Below are 19,554 nucleotides of genomic sequence, written 5' to 3'. Positions count from 1 at the left end.
CCTCTCACCCTTTTATACTAAGTGTCATACGTTAAATGCTAATCATTTAGTTCCATTTTACCATAAATAAATGAAAATGTAGGTTGAATTGTTAATGATTCGACACTAAAACATAAAAAAAGTATCAGGAGCGTCACACCCCTGATACTCGAAAAACTGATGTTATATATATCGGTCAAAAAAATCAAGCACTTGTCGATATACCTTAATCTCATTATCTTTTTTGGAAAACCCATGTCCTTCGTCTTCTAAAACCGTGTACTCAACGTCTCTTCCTTTATTGCGTAGAGCTTCAACAATTTGATCTGATTCAGCCTGGACGACGCGAGGATCTTTGGCCCCTTGAATCACCAGCATCGGTTTAGTCATGGAATCAAGATAATGAATAGGCGAATCTGTGGTCAGTTTGTCTTTATCTGCCACCGGATCCCCCACCCATTGTGTCATAACCGGTTTCCAATGTTCAGGTACTGACTCGATGAAACTGAATAAGTTACAAGGGCCGAAAATGTCCACGACAGCCTTGAAATACTCGGGGTGTCGCCCATGAAGCAACAAGGCCATGTATCCTCCGTAACTGCCCCCTAATAATAGAATCTTCTCCTTGTCAGCGTATCCCTGCTTAATCAGCCAGTTCAATCCTTCTATGTTATCCAGGCGCGGGCCATGCCCCCAATCGCCTTCTATCATTTTCGTAAACGCTAGGCCATAACCCGTGGATCCCCGGAAGTTTGGCGCAAAAATACTGTAGCCCCGGTGAACGAGAAACTGAAATAGCGCACGAAAGTCTTCACGTTCAGCAGCCTGAGGACCTCCGTGCGGCCATAGGATGACGTGGCCATTACTTGCTTCGGGTTTAGCACGGTAGAATAAAGCTTCAATCGTCAGGTCATCAAAAGAGTTATAATGAAGAATTTCAGGTTCTACCATGTCTTCTGCTTTAACACCCGGAACACCAAAATTCGTCACCCGCGACCATCCTTGGGCATCACGTTTATAAATGTTCTGCGGTTGCGTTGGTGCATTTCCTAACACGTACACGTTTCCCGAGTCTGCTACAGTCAATTGATCAATTACTCGCGTGGGGATATCCAGTGTTTGCGCTTCTTCACGTGCCAAATCATAATAGTGCAGGCGTTCCTTTACACCGTATTCTGTGGTGATATATAACGAATGGTTGGCTTTGTCATATTCGAGACCGTTAAAGTCCTCCCCTTCGTTCGCCCATACCTTATGGAATTGCCGAGTATTGAGATCAAATTTGGCCAAATAGGAGAAGTCTGCTTCGTAATTCGTGATCATATAAATCTCAGTATCTGACACGAACACGGCATCGGATACCGTATGCTGCGGCAGTGCCTCAGGGGTCAAAAGCAATTCTTCATTGTTATAATTCACATAGGCAAGTGCATACGTGTTCGCGAAGTGTTTCCCGTAGATGAAACTCTTTTCATCAGGACTGAATTTCAACAAACTTGTCGCAGCCCCGCTGCCGTGAAGCACCACGTCTTCGTGGTCTGTCTCCACATCATAACAGTATGATTTTAAAAACGTGGCATCATCTTTGTTGGAAGTATAGTAAATCTTAGAGCCATCCTTGGATAAGACTGGCCCCATATGGCGACTGTCTGCTTTCGTACGAACAGGCTTCACTTCGCCTCCTTGAGGTGGTAAAGCATAAATTTGACCGTTCTCGTCCCCATCATGATCCATGATAGCGATTAAAAAGCGTCCGTTCTTTTCGTATGTAAGTTCCGAACAACTCTGATTCATAAAGCTTAAGGGGTAAGGAAAAGCATTGGGCAAATCCATCGCCCACAGATTATACTTACCGTTCAAATTTGTACTGAAAACAAGCTGAGACTCGTCAGGGCTTATTGCAAACGTTTGAATGCCGAACGTTTGAAAAAAATTCTCAACATCCGGATGTGAAAAATTCAGCATGGACTCGGTCCTCCTATATAAATGACTATTTTTGCCACTCGTTTGCGGCTCTAGTTATTATTCGTGATGAACCTGACCAATCCCTATCTCTCGTCACCAATTTCTAGAAATTTGTAGAAATTGGAAAGAGAAACTGCAATGAATTATGAAATTTTCGTAGTCACCACGGGGAACAAATACCATAAATAAGAAGCTCACCCTACTGCATACCTCCTTATCACAGTGAATAAGATGTATGAAGAAAGGATGAGCTTACATATGAAACAAGCATGTCGATCATTATCATTATGTTTGTATTTCTTTGCTTCTCTATTGTTCATGGAAGTTGTATTAAGAGCCGTTACCACAGCAACGATCGTTTCAATGGGATTTCTTATTTCCTTGTTATTTTCGCTATCTATCGTTGCCTTTTTATTTGTGATTCTCAGCTTTTTTAAAGCTGAGACAACCTATAAACTGTCGCTGGGAATCTTAGCACTCGGCGGGGTTCTATTTTCTTCCCAGCTCATCTATTATACATTTTTTCGCACGTTCTACAGCGTGTATTCTGCCGGTAACGCTACTCAAATTCTAGACTTCTGGCAGGACATCCTAATGACGATATTAAAACAATCATTCTGGCTGTTATTACTGTTCCTGCCTATGATCCTATTAGCAAAATGGGGTAAAAACCGGCTGAACTTTGCTGAATGGCCGCACCACACTCAGGCTTTGCTGATATGTTTCATGCTGGTTTCCCACGCCTTTGCGCTCGTTTTAGTCAATTTAAACGGAAAAGAGCAGCATTCAGCCTATGACCTTTACTTTAATAGCAGTTATCCTATCCTTTCAGCTGAACGGCTGGGGTTGATCACCACCATGCGGTTAGATTTGCAACGTTTGACTTTCGGCTGGTCTCCCAACCTGACCGATTCCCCGTCTTCGCTGCCTTCGCCTTCATTTGAAAAAGAAGAAGAAAAAGATTATCAAACCATGGACATCGATTTTAAGACGCTGCAAGCCAACGAAACCAATAAAACCTTAAAACGGATGCATCAGTATTTCAGTCAAGTCGAGCCTACAGCCAAAAATAGCTACACCGGAAAATATGAAGGGTACAACCTGATCTTTATCACAGCTGAAAGTTTTTCGCCGTATGCCGTTCATCAGGATGTTACCCCGACCTTATATAAAATGGTCAACGAAGGGTATCATTTCACCAATTTCTACAATCCTTCCTGGGAAGTGAGTACCTCAGACGGCGAGTATGTCGCGACCACGGGGCTGATACCTAAAAAAGGCGTGTGGAGTTACTTTCAGTCCGGCGATAACCATATGCCCTTTGCCATGGGTAATCAGCTTAAAAAGCTCGGCTATAAAACGACAGCCTACCATAATCATACCTATGATTATTACAACCGGGACGTCTCCCATCCTAATATGGGCTACGACTATAAAGGGGTAGGCAATGGTCTGGAAATCAAGGAAAGCTGGCCTGCCTCCGATTTGGAAATGATGGAGAAAACCATCCCGTCATATATCGACAACCAGCCCTTCCACACGTATTACATGACGGTCAGTGGTCATATGCAGTACAATTTCCCCGGAAATAATATGGCGTCGAAAAATAAACAAGCTGTCGATCATTTGCCATATTCGGATCAAGCCAAAGCTTACTTGGCCACCCAAGTCGAGCTCGATAAAGCGTTGGAACACTTACTTGCCAAGCTTAAAGAAGCTGGAATAGCAGATAAAACATTAATCGCCATGAGCGCAGATCACTTCCCTTACGGATTAGACGATAAAACCATCAATGAACTAGCCGGGCACGAAGTCGAGAAAAACTTTGAACTGTATAAAAGTCCGTTCCTTTTATATGCTGACGGCATGGAACCTGTAACCATCGACAAACCAGCTTCCAGTTTAGATATTATCCCTACCCTGTCGAATTTGCTTGGGCTGGAATATGATTCTCGCCTTTTGATGGGCCGCGACATTTTCTCGGATTCCGCTCCTCTCGTCACGTTTCTAAATAAAAGCTTCATCACGGATAAAGGGCGTTATAACGCCGCAACTGGGGAATTCACAGCTCATGAAAAAGCTTCAGTGGAAGAAGACTATGTGAAAACGATATCAGCTATGATCGATAATAAATTTTACTATTCAACGAAGATATTAGATACGGATTACTATCGACACCTCTTCCAAAAAGAACAATAATCTATTTCATGTGCTCCAATGCTCGCTTGAGGACGTGAACAGCCATCACACAATCATTCAACGACGACCATTCTTCCGGGTTATGGCTGATCCCGTCCCTGCTTCTGACAAAAAGCATTGCCACCGGGATATGTCGTCCTATGATCATGGCGTCGTGTGCGGCTCCGCTCGGCAATTTAATCGGCTTTATATCCGCTTGCTCAACAGCACTCACCACGTATTGAGTCAACGTTTCATCAACAGGTACAGGCTTAATACGCGTGTTAACTTTGTAGTGCACACTCATGCCATGCTGCTTGGCAATGTGTTCGGCATGGCCGGTAATCATCGTGACGAGCTCGTCTCTGGCACCTTCGTTGATGTCGCGAACATCAACATATAATTTAACCTCGCCAGGAATCACATTTACGCCATTCGGGATGACCTCAAGCTTGCCCACGGTAGCCACAGCGGTCGAGCTGACCTGTTCCGGGAAAGAAGGAATATCGCGTATAAATTCACTCGCCATGACAAGCGCATCATGACGATCATGCATCGGGGTTTTACCGGCGTGACCTGCCACGCCTTTGAAAGAAAGCTCAACCCAGGATGGCCCGGCAATTCCCGAAACGATACCAACGGGTTGCTGGGCTTTTTCCAATTGCTTCCCTTGTTCAATGTGGACTTCCATAAATGCCCTGATTTCACCTTCACGGCTGGCTTCAAGCAGCCCAGTCTTTGTCAGTCCAGCTTGTTCCAAAACTTCCTCAAATGTCAAACCTTCTCCATCAGTCAACGTTGCCATATGAGAGACATCCAGGTCCCCTACCATCGCCTCGCTGCCTGTAAACCCTTTTTTAAACCGGGAGCCTTCTTCATCAGTGAATACAGCGACTTCAAACGGATAATCCGGCGTAAATCCCGTTTCGTTCCATGCTTCCACGACTTCGAGTGCACATAATACCCCGAGTACCCCGTCAAAATGACCGCCATTGGGAACCGTGTCCACATGAGAGCCTGACATAACGACCGGTTCATCATCCGATCCTCCATTCAGACGACCAAAGATATTTCCTGCCCCGTCCTCGCTTACATGAAGCCCTGCATTTTCCATCCACTGTTTCACAAGGTCTTTGGCTTCCCGTTCTTCAGAGGAAAAACCAAGCCGCCGAGAACCGCCATCGCCTGTCCAGCCGATTTGAGCTAAGGCAGCTAAACGAGAAGCTAACCGCTCCCCGCTTACGCCTGAACCATTTAGTGATGTATCATAAGCAGTCATGAGACGCTGCTGCAAATCCTTTACTGTCATATCAACATCCCCTTCTATTTATAGCGGACCGTAATCAATGAATTGCGCGATAATCAAAAACACGACGGCCAGGCCATACCATATGATTAATAGCGGGAAGATGAACTTGATCCACTTTTCCCATCGTAATCCTCCGATAGCTAACGTGGCCATAAAGTATCCCGATGTTGGATAAAAGATATTAGAGAAACCATCCCCCATTAAAAAGGCAAGCACAGCTGTCTGCCTTGTCACACCTGACAAATCGGCCAGCCCGGTCATAATCGGCATAGAGACCATCGCCTGTCCACTTCCGGAGGGAATGAGGAAGTTCAGTAATCCTTGCACAATCATCATAAATACGGCTGTCATCGAGTCCGGAATCATGCCGACCAATTCACCGAACCCATAAATGATGGTATCCATGATCTGTCCTTCTTCCAATACCACTGCTACGCCACGCGCAATACCAACGACAATCGCGCCTAACAATATGCGTTTGAACCCTTCATTGAACGACTCGGCAATCATACTTGGTCTGAGACCTGCCACCAGGCCGGTTACAATACCGATCAACGCATAGAGGCCGGTGAGTTCCCGGAAATACCAGCCAAAATTCAATAAGCCATAAATAAGGATGCCGAAGAAAATGAGTAACGTAAAAGAGGTGGCTAATTGCCTTCGCGTCGCTTTTTTCGGCGTTTCTGGCACATCCTCAGGCACCACATCGCTTTGCTCGCCATAAACGATACTGTGTTCCGGGTTCTCAAGAACTTTCTTGGCATATCGCCATACATAGATGATTCCAATAGATAAAATAATGATGAGAATAATTAAGCGGTACCCGATACCGGAATAAAAGGGTAATTCAGCAATTTGTTGAGCGGTCCCCAGGTTGGCTGGCACAGTTAACGCAATGGCAAATCCCGCAATTGTCGAAACAAGCACAATGCCTGCCGCCGTAACCTTATCGAATCCTAATTTTAATATAAGAGGTAAAATAGCGGGTAAGTAAACTAAACTAAGCTCAACTTGTCCTGTAATGGTCGTAAAGATACAAAAGGGGATCATAAGTGTCGGCACGATCCATAACCCTTTATTCGCAAAGCTGCGGGCTAATTTATCGACGCCAAGATCGATAACCCCGGTCCTTTCAATGACGGCGAACATTCCGCCAATCATCATAATACCAAAAATGATTTCCACCGATTGGATCAGCCCTTCAGGAATAGCAAGCATGAAGTCCATGATTCCAATTGGAGCTGCGTCCGTAAAGTTAAACGTTCCAGGCTGCAGGATCTCAGCTCCACTCTCATTGGTTTCCCTTTCGAACGTGCCTGAGGGAACGAAATACGTAGCAAGTGAGGCTAAGACAATCATGCCAAACAGGATGACATAAATATGAGGTACTTTTTCCTTTCGTTTATGCTCGCCATCGATGACGGGTTCTTGATCCTTGCCCATGGTTCATCACTCTCCTTATATAGAATTATAAATATACATCACACAAAAAGGTTCAATCAGATTAATACTTCTATAACTTCGATTATAGCGAATGCACGTGTTGATTGATAGTAGGCAATTCAGCTTGATTATTTGTATTTTTATGCAAAATTGGTAATGACTTTTTTAAATTTTTGTCGTCCTCAATGAGGGTTATCAGATGCAATATTTCGGAACAAAATAAGCGTAGATACCTCTCATAGGTGCTGGTTTTGCCGTACACATAGGACCAAAGAACAAATCTTTTGAGATCGGGTTTAATCCGACCTTTGCCTTGTGAACGTTGATGAATAACATCATCAAACTTCAGTTAGGAGAGATAGTATGAAGCGTTGGTTCTATTTAGTGGCGGTCTTAGGCCTGGTTCTTGTATTAAGTGCATGCGGAAGCGACAGCGAGGAAGGCAATGATACTGAAGGAAACAATGAGGAGACAAGCATGAATGAAGACGAGAACACCGAGACCAACAGTGAGTCTGGCGAACAGGAGCAATCAAGTTCCGATATGGTAACCGTTAAGCTTCAGAACACTGAAGGGGAACAAGTAGGTACTGCCAAGTTAGAGCAGCAGGAAAGCGGCGTTGCAATCAATTTAGAAGCCAGTGACTTACCACCGGGCCAACATGGTTTTCATATTCATGAAACCGGCATGTGTGAAACACCCGATTTTAAATCAGCAGGAGGTCACTTCAACCCAACTAATGCCAGTCACGGAACCGAGCATGAAGACGGGCCACACGCGGGAGACCTCCCGAACATTGAAGTCAATGAAGACGGCACCATTCAAAAAGAAATCACGGCCGATAAAGTGACGCTTACAAGTGGTGAAGATAATTCATTGCTGGGCTCAGACGGGACAGCCCTTGTGATTCACGAAAAGGCTGATGACAAACAATCCCAACCTTCTGGCGCTGCTGGCTCTAGAATCGCTTGCGGAACGATCAGCGAATAGTCAAAGCGCTCCTACATTTCAAAATAGCCATAAACGAATAAAAAGACCTGAAAACGTCAAGGTTTTCAGGTCTTTTCTGTTTTTAAAACGATTATAAATTCACCACAACTCAAGGCTGGCATGGCAGAATCGATCCAGGCCATAGAAACAAAAAGCGTTACTGCATGCATTCATGTTCAGTAACGCTCACGAGTTGCGTATGGTTTTTATAGTATCGCTCTTTTGTTGAGTTCAGCACGCAATAAATTCACGAATTTGTTGTCTAATTTTAAATTCAAAGCCTCAAGGTACGTTTTTAACAATGTGTTGTCATCTAACAATGCCACTATGTTTCAACTCCTTAAAAAGTAAAGCAAACGTTTCGCTTTCCATTTAACAATTCTACCAAAAGATGAGGACATTACATGAGACTTTAGACCTGTTTTAAACAAGCAGTTTATATATATGTTTCCCAACTTATCGATTAATGAACGATTCAGCCTATACAAAAAATAATACGGAACATGAAAATCCCCTTGCTAAACAAGGGGATTTTCATCGATTTACGTCTTAACTCAATTTTTACCTCGTATAAATAGGAGGATCACATCCGGATGTTACCCTTTGCCCAAAAGCATAAGTAACCCTTTGTAAACCAACATGACAGCAAATACGGCTACAGTAATAATTCCAACGACATCGATGGCAGAACTGAAACTCTCCAAGAATGTACCGCCTAAAGGCAATTGCAATAAAAAGTATCCAGCAAGCATCGCTGCGAAATACGTGAAAATCTCCTGCATGCTCCCACCTCCTTCACCGTATTAAGATATGCACATCTATACAGTAAGGTGATGAATGACGTTTAAATGCGTTCAATGCTGCCTATACTAGCATGATACTGGCGGCTTCCTACATATAGATGAACAACGCAGACATATTGCCGTCAGCTTTACCTTTAAGGAGGGAGAAGATGAATCAATTAAGAAAAGCCGTGGAGGATCAGCGTGAATTTTATATTCGTGCGCTGGAACGTTCTGGTTATTATGAGGATATTAATGGGCGTAAACCTTCTGACATGCCGGTCTCCGAACTTAAGATGATTTACGATAACCTCCGCTCGGTTGAACGTCATTGATGGATCGACGCATAATCGAGCGAAACGACTATAACTAACAACAAGTTGCTTACAAATGGAGCAAAGCCAGTTGATAATCGCTACCTAATTACTCATAAACTTACTTCTAACATCTCTAAGATTGATGTAAGAATTGATATCTCGTAAACAATTTACGCAGCCCTAAACGATTCCAATAGGCATTGTTTAGGGTTCTTTGTAGTCTAGGACTACATGAAGTTCTCCATTCAGTGTGGATTTATCTTCCAATCCCCCCCTCGTCATCACAAATAAAAATGCCTGAGTCCCGCTGCTTAGCGGTAGGCTCAGACATCAAAAACGCTTCTTCATTAAGAAAATAGATCATCAATATTTGAAATCTCTTTATCTGACAAGTCAACATCCAGTGTTTTCAAATTGTCAACTACCTGCTGGGTCCGTTTCGCCCCGGGGATGACGGCATCAATCGATGGCTGATTCAAATACCAGGCTAAAACGATATGAGGAACATCGACTCCTTTTTCTTCAGCGATTGGTCTCAACTGATTGACTTTAGCTAGATTCAGCTTAAATTCTTCCCCCTGAAAAAGAGGGTTCTTTGCTCTGAAATCATCGAATGTGGTGTTTTCATCATATTTACCAGCTAATAAGCCTGATGCAAAAGGGAAATAAGGGACGAACGTTATCCCCTTCTCGGCTGTATATGGAAGCATTTCATTCTCTGCTTCACGCTTGAACAAATTATATTCTCCTTGAACTACATCTACATATCCATCTTTATTGGCTTCTTTCAATTGTTGAACAGAAAAATTCGAGACTCCAATCGTGCGTATTTTACCTTCGTCTCTTAATTCTTTCAAAGCACCAACCGCTTCGTCCTTCGATGTCACGTCATCTGGAAAATGGATATAGAATAAATCAATATAATCTGTACCTAAACGCCGAAGACTATCCTCCACAGCCTTCTTCAAGAAAGAAGGGGAATTGTTGATCACCACATCTTCTGCTTCAAATTGGTGAGCACCTTTTGTAGCAAGAACGATGTCATCGCGCATATACTCCTTCACAACTTGACCGACCAGTTCCTCTGATCGTTCCGGACCATAAATAAAGGCCGTATCTAAAAAGTTCACTCCCTGCTCAATGGCTGTTCGGACGACATCTTTACCTGCTTCTTCGTCTAAATTCGGATAAATATTATGACCGCCAACCGCATTGGTTCCGAGCCCTACAGGGTTGACCACTAAATCAGACTTTCCTAGACGTGTCATTTTCTCCATGTTTCCAACTCCTTTTCTATCACTCTATTCAAGTGTTTACCACGTTCAATTTAACGGAAAACAATTCCAAATCCACATGTGAAATGACAGCTTCTTTGATAGATTAATTAAAATCAAAGCTGACGTGTAAGCGGTGGCAATATTCCCCGTCACTATAACGAATACGAAAGCTCTTGAAAGAGTGAGAGCCCAGATAACTCCAGGACATTATAGAAGAAGCCGAGGTGAACGATGCAACCATCCAAATCGGCTTCTTTATTATGATACATAACTCAAACGTTTCAGTTCTTCAGTTGTCTCCCCCTAATACCTAAGGGTGCCTGACTGGTGCTGGGAAACTAAGATTAAAATTCTTCATATGTCGCAGGGTTTTGATCTTGAATTCTGCCATCTGGATGCGTTAATTCAGCTATCCTGCTCATTTCGTTGTCACTTAGAGAAAAATCAAAGATCGAAATGTTTTCCAGCTGACGCTGAGGAGATGACGATTTGGGAATAGGGATCGACCCGAGTTGATAATGCCATCTTAAAATAACTTGGGAAATCGTCTTATTGTGATCCTGAGCAATCGATCCAATGGTTTCATTTTCTATAACCTCACTTGCTCGGGCTAATGGACTCCAGGATTCTGTTTTAATGTTCTTTTCTTCGTGCCATATTCTTTGTTCTTCCTGATTGAAAAATGGATGTAGCTCTACTTGGTTGATGCTTGGCTTCGTACCGGTTTCCTTCTCTAAACGTTCCATATGTTCAGGCAAAAAATTACAGACACCAATCGAACGGATAAGCCCCCATTTTTTAGCGTCAATCAGTGCCTCCCATGCTTCTACATAGATATCTTGTTTTGGGTTGGGCCAATGAATAAGATACAAATCATAATAATCGAGATTTGCACGGTACAAGGATTCTTGGATCGTAGTCACAGCTTTATCATACGAGTGATAACGGCCGGGCAACTTGGAAGCAACTCTTAATTCTTCCCTGGGAACAGACGTTCGCTGAATGGCTTTACCAACCGTGCCTTCATTTTCATAATTATAAGCCGTATCAATGAGTCGATAACCTGTATCAATGGCACTGGTGATGGCATTGGCACCTTCTTGCCCATTCAGTTTATAGGTACCAAAACCGATCGCTGGCAACGTTAGACCATCATTAAGGGTGATTTCTGGAATTGAACTCATAACTACTCACTCCTTCCTATGCTAATTTAAGATTACCACTCAAAGAATTCACTTCAAACTCATTGAACTTTCACTGATTTGTCAGCTATACGTCAAGAGGCTCTTGTGAATATGAGTGCCGTGGTTTTTCTATCTAAAGGTACAGATCATCTGTGCTGTTTCCATAGTCTTTTTTTCATCAAGCCTTTATCACATGGAACCTGGCCATACTCGTCTGTATTTTATTTTTGTGACATATTACTTTGACACACACAGTAATATGTTATACATTATTATCAAGGAGGTGATGTTCCATTGGCAAAGAAAATTTCTACAGACCTCATTCGCGGCCATACAGATTCTATCGTTTTGAACATTCTTCATCAGCACGACAGCTATGGCTATGAAATTTACAAAACGATTCTTGAGCTGAGCGAGGGGCAGTATGAACTGAAGGAAGCAACACTGTACACCGCTTTTCGGCGGTTGGAGAAAGAGGGATTCATAGCTTCCTATTGGGGAGATGAAACTCAAGGAGGGCGGCGCAAGTATTACCGGATTACCGATGAAGGAATCGAACGGTTTGAACAAAATAAGAAAGATTGGGAATTCGCCCAGGACATCTTAAACAAATTGATCGGAGGAGGAATCAATCTAAATGAAACAAAAGAATAAGGCAGATAAACAAATCAGGAATTACCTCGACCGGGAGTTTGCCGGAATCGGAGAAAGCCAGCAATTATTTGAGTTGAAAGAAGAACTGATGATGAATCTTAAAGAGAAAGTAAGAGATTACGAAAAGGCAGGAAAAACCGAGGATGAAGCAGTTAAAACTGCTATCAATTCGATGGGAGATTTGAGCGGACTGAAGGAGGATATGCGGCAAATTGGCGAGGACCATACGAAGAAGGCCGTTTATAAATCGATGGCCTCACGTATTTCCACCGCAGGCTTAATCGTAGGGATTCTCATCGCTGTATTCGGTGCGTTGACGTCGACCATGCTATTTTTCATGCCAATTCCGGGCGAGGCTGTGTTCGGGCCAGCTATTTTCATTGTGGTAGGCGGAGCGCTCATCACCTATAGTGTTTTAACACGAGAAACAGCTGCCAAGTATGCGATGAATAAAATTAGAGCCCTATTATACGCCGTAGCAATAGGAATCCTATTATTCAGCATGTATGTCGGCTTCATTTCCGGTTCGGCTACCGGCGAAGTATTTGTAGCGATCAGCTCATTCATGATGTTTTTCATTATCGGGCTGGGACTGCTCCTAGGCCTGCTCTTTTCTAAAGGAACAGATCGAAAAAAATAAACGACGGGGGTAGCAACCAAATGTTTTTAGCTTTAAAAGAAATGAAGCGGGCTAAGCTTCGGTATATTTTACTGAGTCTGATCATGATTTCGATTTTGTTCTTAGTATTTTTCATGACAGGGCTTGCTAATGGTTTATCGTTTGCTGACAGCTCTTCTTTACAAAAAATCAAGGGCGATTATATAGTGACGAACAAAGAAGCAGAAGGAGCGGTCATCAATTCCGAATTGTCTAAGGAACAGCTCAAAGAGATCAGCAATTCGCTAGAAGAACCTACCTCACCACTTGCGTTGACGATGTCGACCATTGCTGGAAAAACCAATCAAAAGGATACGGATATGATTTATTTTTCCGTCGATCCAGAACACTATGGTGACCTAAACATCACGGAAGGAAAGAACATCAGTGATATAACCGACAAGGAAGTATTAGTGAATAAAAGCTTTAAAGAAGATGGCTATGAATTGAACGATCAACTCGTCGATGAAAGTACTGGAGAGACGATGACGATCGCAGGTTTTATCGAAAATCAAACCTATTCCTTTCTTCCAGTCGTCTATTCCGATATCGATTCCGAATTCCAACCGACACAAGGCAGTGAGATTATGTATAACGCTATTGTCTATAACGGCCCAAAGATGGATATTAAAGGCTACGATACTTCCACAAATGATGAAATTGTCCAGTCCATGCCTGGATATTCTGAAACACAAGGTTCCTTCAATGTGATGAAAGCATTTATGTTCATCATTTCCGCCTTTGTTTCCACGGTATTTTTCTATGTTCTTACCATCCAGAAAACAAATCAGTTCGGCATTTTAAAAGCTATGGGAGCCACAACATCTTATATATCGACGAGCATTGTCACACAGGTGCTGCTTCTTACCCTAATCAGCTTATCTGTCAGTGTCTTAGCGGTTGCAGGAATGGCGCAGGTTCTGCCTGAAGGGATCCCTTTTCAAGCATCCGTCTCTCTGGTACTCGGAACAGGTGCTTTATTCATCATTTTGAACTTAGCAGGATCGCTTCTTTCCTTATATAAAGTAACGAAAATTGATCCATTAGAAGCAATCGGGAGGAGTGAATAAACATGCTTAAAGAAACCCTCACATTACAGCACATTTCGAAGTCCTTTCCAGATGGCGATCGCACCCTCACCGTCTTAGACGATATTTCATTAGCCGTGAAAGAAGGAGAATTCGTGGCCATCATCGGTCCGTCCGGTTCTGGAAAAAGTACGTTGCTATCAGTGATCGGTGCCTTATTAACGCCAACGAATGGAAAAGTTGTCTTAGATGGGGAAGATATCTCGGATTTCAAACCAGCCCAATTAACAGCAACACGCGCCAGTAACATCGGATTCATTTTTCAGTCACCGAATTTGATTCCTTACTTGACGGTTAAGAATCAGCTTCTGTTAGTGGGAAAGTTCAATCATACAAACAAAAGAGCGAACTTAAGTAAAATGAACGAATTAGTCCAGGAGTTAGGATTACAGCATCGATTGAACAACTATCCCAACAGTCTATCAGGAGGAGAAAAGCAGAGGGTTGCGATAGGAAGAGCCTTTATGAATAATCCGAACATCATTCTCGCTGACGAACCGACAGCAAGTCTAGACTACGAACGCGGCAGAACGGTCGTTGAAAAAATAGCCGATGAAGTGAAATCGAGAAGGAAAGCGGCCATTATGGTGACCCATGATGAAAGAATGCTGGATGTATGTGACCGCGTCTTGCATATCGAAGACGGGAAGCTGATTGAAGATAAATCATCACAAATAAAGAACCACCCTACGCCTTGCCAGACATAAGGTGGAAATTGGAAAAAATCACTCTAAAGAAAGTGATAAAGAGAAGTGTTGACGCACTTCTCTTTTTTCAATCATACAATACATTCAGTTATTCATCTAGATTACGGAATCACCATCTATTATTCTTCTAACTCAAAAGCCATATAAATACGCTACTACTTTGTCAAAATCTTCATCAGAGGAACATTCGATTTGTAAATCAATAAAAGCCATGACGACTTCTTCATCTTCAAACGGAAAATGGCTGTTATCCACGTTACTCAAGATTTCCCTATTGGAAAGACCTTTCTTACGTAACACCTCAACGGCTTGCTTCATTGAAGATACTTCTGCCATGTTTTTGCCCCCCCCCCAGTATCGTATAGTTTCGTTTCTAGAATTTCCCGTCCTGATCTTTCAGAAACTGGAATTGAGTGACATCACGACGGAAGACAAAGATCCAGATAAATAGAACTGTGTTGTATTAATTACTACATAATCAGGTGATTCTCCTGCTTGAAATATAAGTGAAATTCTTCATATATGGAGTTTCCTGGATAGATTGTCATCATTTTTTTGGTTCAAAGAAAAAATCCTCAAGGGGTGGCTTGAGGATTAAAATGGGTTTGTAGCCCACTGTGCGGATGATTTAATGAATATGCGTGGATGCAGTTTCAATTGGGAGACCATATATTCGGCCAAATCTTCCGGCTGCATGAACTTTTCTTTGTCTTCCTCTGTTTCGTTTCCGGTCGACGTCAAATCCGTGATCACCTTGCTTGGCGTCAAGGCGGACACACGAATGTTGTGGGTGCGCACTTCCTGGGCGAGCGATTCTGTCAGTCCAAGTAATCCGAACTTGGAGGCACTGTAAGCACTTGAACCTGGAGTGCCACGCAAACCAGACATTGAGGATATGTTGATGATGTCACCGCCATTTTGATCGATCAGCTGAGGCAGCACGGTGCGCGTGACATAAAATACCCCCGTTAAATTGACATCAAGGACCTGCCTCCATTCGTCTGGTTCAAAATCGAGGAATGATTTCGATTTTCCGATGCCCGCGTTATTGATTAAGATGTTTGTGCTGCCCAATTTGCTGTTCAAGTATTCAATGGCTTGTTCCACTTGTTCTAGCGACGACACATCAGCAGCCGCATAAGCGGTCTGGACACCGTAGGCTTCTACTTCAGAAGCAACCTCCTGCACGTGTGATTCTGTCCTGGCAAGCAAACCGACATGGACGCCTTCTTCAGCCAGGGCTAAAGCTGTAGCCCGCCCTATTCCTCTTCCTGCGCCTGTTACAATGGCGACTTTACCTTTCAGTGATTGTCCCATGCTATCGACTCCTTCCTTCTGATATTAAGCTGATTGGCTCTCAGGCTTAGCCTGTTTCAGAGCTTTTTTTCTTTGATTCAAATAATACCCAAAGGCGAGCGCTCCGTATAAACCGCTTAAATCTTTTTCATTAATCGTCTTTTCCCCTATTGAGGTCCGTTTTTTCATCGAACGGGTCGCGTCTGCCAGGGATGATGTCAATTTACGCGACGAGTCGCCGACATCGCCAACGATATAAAAAAGCGGGCTGAGTGCCTGAAGTTTATCATTTACATCGGATAACGTAGATTGACTGGTGTGGAGTATGTCACTCGTTTGCGTCATAACTCCCTCTAAGTGATCGGGAAGTGTGTCCACCGTTTTGTTGACGCCATGAAGGACATTGGCCAAATTGTTCAATGTGCGAATCAGAAAGATAGCGACGACGGCAAACACAATACCGATAATCAAAACGCCGATCCCTAATAAATCCATGGTGGATCTCCTCCTTTTTCCAATCTATTATCAGCCATAGTTTTCTTCAGTACGGGCTTTTTTTGTCTTCCATTTTGCATATAGTTGCAACGCCGCATCGCCCCACTTCATGACTTTAGCAACTTGATCAGCATTCTGGTTCGACTCTTTAGCCACATGTTCTGACATCCCGTGCAAGGATGAATTAACGTGTTCCACGGATGCACCGACATTCTGCAACGAATTCACCACGCCATCGAGAGACTGGCTTTTTTGTTGGACATCATCGGCGATGGCGTTCGTTTTGTTCAACAGATGCTCCGATTCTTGCGAGATTCCTTCCATCTGTCCCTCTACACGCTCAAGTGTGCCTGAGACACTTGTTAACGTACTGGATACAGCTTTCAATGTCTTAATGACATAAATTGAAATGAATGCAAACGAAAGCGCGATGATGAACAGGCTGATGGTTACCAGTGACATACGTAGATTCCTCCTTTTTAATGGGCGTTTCCCTTTTAAAGCGATTCAAAACTATTTTTCCAAATGATTCGATTTCATGAGATTGACGAAGTCGTATAAAGGGGATAAGGAAAAAAGAACGGTGGAAGAGGAGGAATGGGTGCATGAATACGATGAAGTTTTACATCACGCAGCTTAAAGAAGAATTTCAAAACGATGACGTTCCGATACTCGCCTCGGCGCAAGCCTATTATTACTTGCTCGCGATAGTGCCGCTGCTCATATTAGTGTTCTCGATTCTCCCCTACTTGAACATTACATCAGACGAAGCACTGCAGTTCATCGAACAAGTTGCACCTGGCGAGACAGCAGCCTTGCTTGAGGAAAATATCATCAGCCTCATTGAGACCCCACAAGGCGGACTGTTGACTATTGGGATAATTGGCACCCTCTGGTCTGCATCAAATGGAATTAACGCGTTTATAAAAGCAACTAATATAGCTTACAATGTCGAGGAAAGTCGCTCGTTTCTCAAAGTCCGGCTGCTTTCCATTCTCTTGACTCTCGGGATGATTGTCACCTTGATTGTCGCATTGGTTCTGCCCGTGTTCGGCGAAGTCATCATCAGTGCGATCGATAACGCCATCAACCTGCCTGGCGAAATATTAGTTGTCTTTAACCTATTACGGTGGGTTATCAGCATATTTGTCATGGTCGGGGTCCTGATGGCCTTGTACCGCTTCGCCCCCAATAAAAATATTCCGTACGCTTATATCATACCAGGTGCTTTGATCACTGCTGTATTGTGGCAGCTTATTTCATTAGCGTTCTCTTTTTATGTCAGTAATTTCAGCAACTACTCTGCGGTATACGGTAGCCTAGGGGGCATCATCATTCTCATGTTGTGGTTCTTCCTGACTGGCCTGATCCTCATGATCGGGGCCGAAATCAACGTGATTTACCAACGCAGGCAACAAAAAGCATGAACGAAGCAGCCGGAACCAAACAGATATCAACACCTGTTTGGTTCCTGGTTTATACTTTACAGCTTTGAAGCATGCCCAGGCGACAGATTCAACAAGACGATGCCCCCTATAATCAAAATCAACCCGATGAGGCCAACCAGATTGATGTTTTCTTTCCAAATCAATAAACCCACTAATGCGGCGCCCGCTGTCCCGACGCCCGCCCACGTCGCATACGCCACGTTTAATGGAATCGTTTGGAAGGACAGCGCCAAGAAAAACAAAGCAGATGAAAAACCGACCACCCCGCCCAGTACCGGGAACACTCGACTAAGTCCTTCTGACATTTTAAGCATCGTCGTGCCAAACACTTCAGCGACGATACCAAGAAACAAATATACATAAGCCATGTCAGCCCCTCCTTTAAGCTGGATGTCTCGATTTAATGTTACCGTCCAGACGGTTCGTTTGCAACCGAAGCACGTCTGATACAACGCATACTACCCGATGGTTAGGTCAAACTAAACCCATCGAACCAGGATTTGAACGAATGCGACAATACGATTCAAAATTTGGCAATATTCCTGTACTTTTCCTAGTGTTATCGCTGTTTTTTTGGTAATCTTTAAGAAGGATTGATGATAATTGGCGCTTTCTGTGCCAATGGTAGTTGAACGGCTTTATTTTATTCGAAGGTGGTGTTTGATGATGAAGCGATTGGTTATCTTAGGTGGAGGTTATGGCGGTCTCAAAATGCTATTGAATCTGATCGAAAACGACCTTCCTGAGGATCTACATATCACACTCGTTGATCGAAACCCGTATCATTCCTATAAAACGGAATATTATACGATCGCTGCTGGAACGGTGGCGGATAAAGATGTCCGGACGGATTTCCCGAAGCACGATCAAGTGGAGTATGTTTTTAATGACATCGAACAAATCGATACCGAGCAGCAGGAGATTTTATTCAAAGATACGCACGATCGTGTCGCTTACGATTATTTAGTGATCGGCCTTGGGTGCGAGGATAACTATCACGGCATTGAAGGAGCAAGCGAATATACTGAAAGTGTCCAAACATTTTCCAACGCCCGTCACACGGGCCTGTCGGTCTGCAACCTTAAGGCACACGGCAAGGTTTCAATCGTCGGTGCCGGTTTGAGCGGCATTGAAGTAGCGTCAGAAATCAGAGAAAGCCGCCCTGACCTCAATATCAGACTGCTGGATCGCGGCGAAACGGTGCTGACCGCTTTTGATGCAAAAATTCAAGAGTATGTTGAAGATTGGTTCAAGAAGAATGATGTGGAAGTCCTGCATAATGCCAACGTTGAATATGTCGAACGAGACGGTGTGTGCAACAATGGCATTTGCTATGTCAATGACGTAACCGTATGGACAGCTGGCGTTCGGCCGAACTATCTTGTGAGAGCCCTGCCGTTTGAAAAGGACAACCAGGAAAAAGTGCTCGTCAATGACTTTTATCAAGTACCCAGTCACCCGAATGTGTACGTCGTAGGGGATTGCGCTTCTTCCCCACACTCTCCCAGTGCTCAACTCGCTGGTCAGCAAGGCGAACAAATCGCAGATATTCTCACGGCCGTTTTGAAAAATAAACAGCCTCAGAAGCCAAAAGCGATCAAACTGAAAGGCTCCCTTGGCTCCCTCGGTAAATCCGATGGGTTTGGCAACATGCTCCAGCAGCCGGTTACGGGACTCTTGCCTCGCCTTGCCAAATCAGGCGTGCTTTGGATGCATAAACGTCACTAGTCTACATGTTTGATGAAGGAGACCGGAAAAGCGCGTCATGCTTTCCGATCTCCTTC

General features: G+C 43.6%; 21 protein-coding genes. 9 read left to right on the top strand and 12 right to left on the bottom strand.

The window, feature by feature from the left end:
• Positions 1-162 precede the first annotated feature (162 nt).
• Positions 163-1,944 carry a S9 family peptidase gene (locus HOP45_RS03245; RefSeq protein ID WP_181347474.1) on the bottom strand — a complete coding sequence of 594 codons (1,782 nt, stop codon included), beginning with the start codon at positions 1,942-1,944 and terminating at the stop codon, positions 163-165.
• Positions 1,945-2,202: 258 nt separating this feature from the next.
• Between HOP45_RS03245 and HOP45_RS03240 the strand changes: the two genes are divergently transcribed.
• Positions 2,203-4,143, top strand: coding sequence for an LTA synthase family protein (locus HOP45_RS03240; protein WP_181347473.1), 1,941 nt, complete (start codon positions 2,203-2,205; stop codon positions 4,141-4,143).
• A gap of 1 nt (position 4,144) precedes the next feature.
• Here HOP45_RS03240 and HOP45_RS03235 read toward each other — a convergent pair whose 3' ends face one another.
• The gene (locus HOP45_RS03235; RefSeq protein WP_181347472.1) at positions 4,145-5,431 is read right to left on the bottom strand and encodes a M20 family metallo-hydrolase; all 1,287 of its coding nucleotides are present in this window, start codon (positions 5,429-5,431) and stop codon (positions 4,145-4,147) included.
• Positions 5,432-5,449: 18 nt separating this feature from the next.
• Positions 5,450-6,874 carry a YfcC family protein gene (locus tag HOP45_RS03230; protein WP_181347471.1) on the bottom strand — a complete coding sequence of 475 codons (1,425 nt, stop codon included), beginning with the start codon at positions 6,872-6,874 and terminating at the stop codon, positions 5,450-5,452.
• Between the two features lie 363 nt (positions 6,875-7,237).
• Here HOP45_RS03230 and HOP45_RS03225 point away from each other — a divergent pair, with 363 nt between their 5' ends.
• Complete coding sequence (locus HOP45_RS03225) at positions 7,238-7,864, top strand: superoxide dismutase family protein (RefSeq protein ID WP_181347470.1); 627 nt, start codon at positions 7,238-7,240, stop codon at positions 7,862-7,864.
• A 206-nt stretch (positions 7,865-8,070) separates the two neighbouring features.
• Here HOP45_RS03225 and sda read toward each other — a convergent pair whose 3' ends face one another.
• Positions 8,071-8,190, bottom strand: a complete 120-nt coding sequence (gene sda, locus HOP45_RS03220; RefSeq protein WP_370457939.1) for a sporulation histidine kinase inhibitor Sda — start codon at positions 8,188-8,190, stop codon at positions 8,071-8,073.
• A 270-nt stretch (positions 8,191-8,460) separates the two neighbouring features.
• A complete protein-coding gene (locus HOP45_RS03215) occupies positions 8,461-8,646 on the bottom strand; it encodes a hypothetical protein (RefSeq protein ID WP_181347469.1) in 186 nt (61 codons plus the stop codon).
• A 170-nt stretch (positions 8,647-8,816) separates the two neighbouring features.
• On the opposite strand from HOP45_RS03215, the gene HOP45_RS03210 reads away from it, so the two are divergent.
• Positions 8,817-8,981 carry a hypothetical protein gene (locus tag HOP45_RS03210; RefSeq protein ID WP_181347468.1) on the top strand — a complete coding sequence of 55 codons (165 nt, stop codon included), beginning with the start codon at positions 8,817-8,819 and terminating at the stop codon, positions 8,979-8,981.
• A gap of 329 nt (positions 8,982-9,310) precedes the next feature.
• On the opposite strand, the gene HOP45_RS03205 is transcribed toward HOP45_RS03210, so the two are convergent.
• The gene (locus tag HOP45_RS03205) at positions 9,311-10,240 is read right to left on the bottom strand and encodes an aldo/keto reductase (RefSeq protein ID WP_181347467.1); all 930 of its coding nucleotides are present in this window, start codon (positions 10,238-10,240) and stop codon (positions 9,311-9,313) included.
• A gap of 344 nt (positions 10,241-10,584) precedes the next feature.
• Entirely contained in the window at positions 10,585-11,424 is an 840-nt protein-coding gene (locus HOP45_RS03200; protein ID WP_181347466.1) for an aldo/keto reductase, read from the bottom strand.
• Between the two features lie 294 nt (positions 11,425-11,718).
• Here HOP45_RS03200 and HOP45_RS03195 point away from each other — a divergent pair, with 294 nt between their 5' ends.
• The 4 genes from HOP45_RS03195 to HOP45_RS03180 are packed head-to-tail and all read left to right on the top strand — an operon-like array spanning position 11,719 to position 14,531.
• Positions 11,719-12,078: a PadR family transcriptional regulator gene (locus tag HOP45_RS03195; protein WP_181347465.1), complete on the top strand. Its 360-nt coding sequence runs from the start codon at positions 11,719-11,721 to the stop codon at positions 12,076-12,078.
• Complete coding sequence (locus tag HOP45_RS03190) at positions 12,062-12,718, top strand: permease prefix domain 1-containing protein (RefSeq protein WP_181347464.1); 657 nt, start codon at positions 12,062-12,064, stop codon at positions 12,716-12,718. Before HOP45_RS03195 ends, HOP45_RS03190 begins: the two co-directional genes overlap by 17 nt.
• A 20-nt stretch (positions 12,719-12,738) precedes the next feature.
• A complete protein-coding gene (locus tag HOP45_RS03185; protein ID WP_181347463.1) occupies positions 12,739-13,806 on the top strand; it encodes an ABC transporter permease in 1,068 nt (355 codons plus the stop codon).
• Positions 13,807-13,808: 2 nt separating this feature from the next.
• A complete protein-coding gene (locus HOP45_RS03180; RefSeq protein ID WP_181347462.1) occupies positions 13,809-14,531 on the top strand; it encodes an ABC transporter ATP-binding protein in 723 nt (240 codons plus the stop codon).
• A gap of 132 nt (positions 14,532-14,663) precedes the next feature.
• Here the strand turns inward: HOP45_RS03180 and HOP45_RS03175 are convergent, their stop codons facing one another.
• The 4 genes from HOP45_RS03175 to HOP45_RS03160 form a co-directional block, all read right to left on the bottom strand.
• Positions 14,664-14,867, bottom strand: a complete 204-nt coding sequence (locus HOP45_RS03175; protein ID WP_181347461.1) for a hypothetical protein — start codon at positions 14,865-14,867, stop codon at positions 14,664-14,666.
• A gap of 258 nt (positions 14,868-15,125) precedes the next feature.
• The gene (locus HOP45_RS03170) at positions 15,126-15,848 is read right to left on the bottom strand and encodes a 3-ketoacyl-ACP reductase (protein ID WP_181347460.1); all 723 of its coding nucleotides are present in this window, start codon (positions 15,846-15,848) and stop codon (positions 15,126-15,128) included.
• A 24-nt stretch (positions 15,849-15,872) separates the two neighbouring features.
• Positions 15,873-16,322, bottom strand: coding sequence for a DUF948 domain-containing protein (locus HOP45_RS03165; RefSeq protein ID WP_181347459.1), 450 nt, complete (start codon positions 16,320-16,322; stop codon positions 15,873-15,875).
• 30 nt (positions 16,323-16,352) lie between these two features.
• Positions 16,353-16,784: a DUF948 domain-containing protein gene (locus HOP45_RS03160; RefSeq protein ID WP_181347458.1), complete on the bottom strand. Its 432-nt coding sequence runs from the start codon at positions 16,782-16,784 to the stop codon at positions 16,353-16,355.
• A gap of 143 nt (positions 16,785-16,927) precedes the next feature.
• On the opposite strand from HOP45_RS03160, the gene HOP45_RS03155 reads away from it, so the two are divergent.
• On the top strand, positions 16,928-17,749 hold the full coding sequence (locus HOP45_RS03155) for a YihY/virulence factor BrkB family protein (RefSeq protein WP_181347457.1): 822 nt from the start codon (positions 16,928-16,930) through the stop codon (positions 17,747-17,749).
• 56 nt (positions 17,750-17,805) lie between these two features.
• Here the strand turns inward: HOP45_RS03155 and HOP45_RS03150 are convergent, their stop codons facing one another.
• On the bottom strand, positions 17,806-18,138 hold the full coding sequence (locus tag HOP45_RS03150) for a DMT family transporter (protein WP_181347456.1): 333 nt from the start codon (positions 18,136-18,138) through the stop codon (positions 17,806-17,808).
• Between the two features lie 298 nt (positions 18,139-18,436).
• Between HOP45_RS03150 and HOP45_RS03145 the strand changes: the two genes are divergently transcribed.
• The gene (locus HOP45_RS03145; RefSeq protein WP_181347780.1) at positions 18,437-19,498 is read left to right on the top strand and encodes an NAD(P)/FAD-dependent oxidoreductase; all 1,062 of its coding nucleotides are present in this window, start codon (positions 18,437-18,439) and stop codon (positions 19,496-19,498) included.
• The last annotated feature ends 56 nt before the right edge of the window (positions 19,499-19,554 follow it).

Origin of the sequence: Thalassobacillus sp. CUG 92003 (assembly GCF_013618635.1) — a bacterium.
Classification (GTDB): domain Bacteria; phylum Bacillota; class Bacilli; order Bacillales; family Halobacillaceae; genus CUG-92003.
Note: the sequence above shows the minus strand (reverse complement) of the source record. Positions and strands in the feature narration are given on the sequence as shown.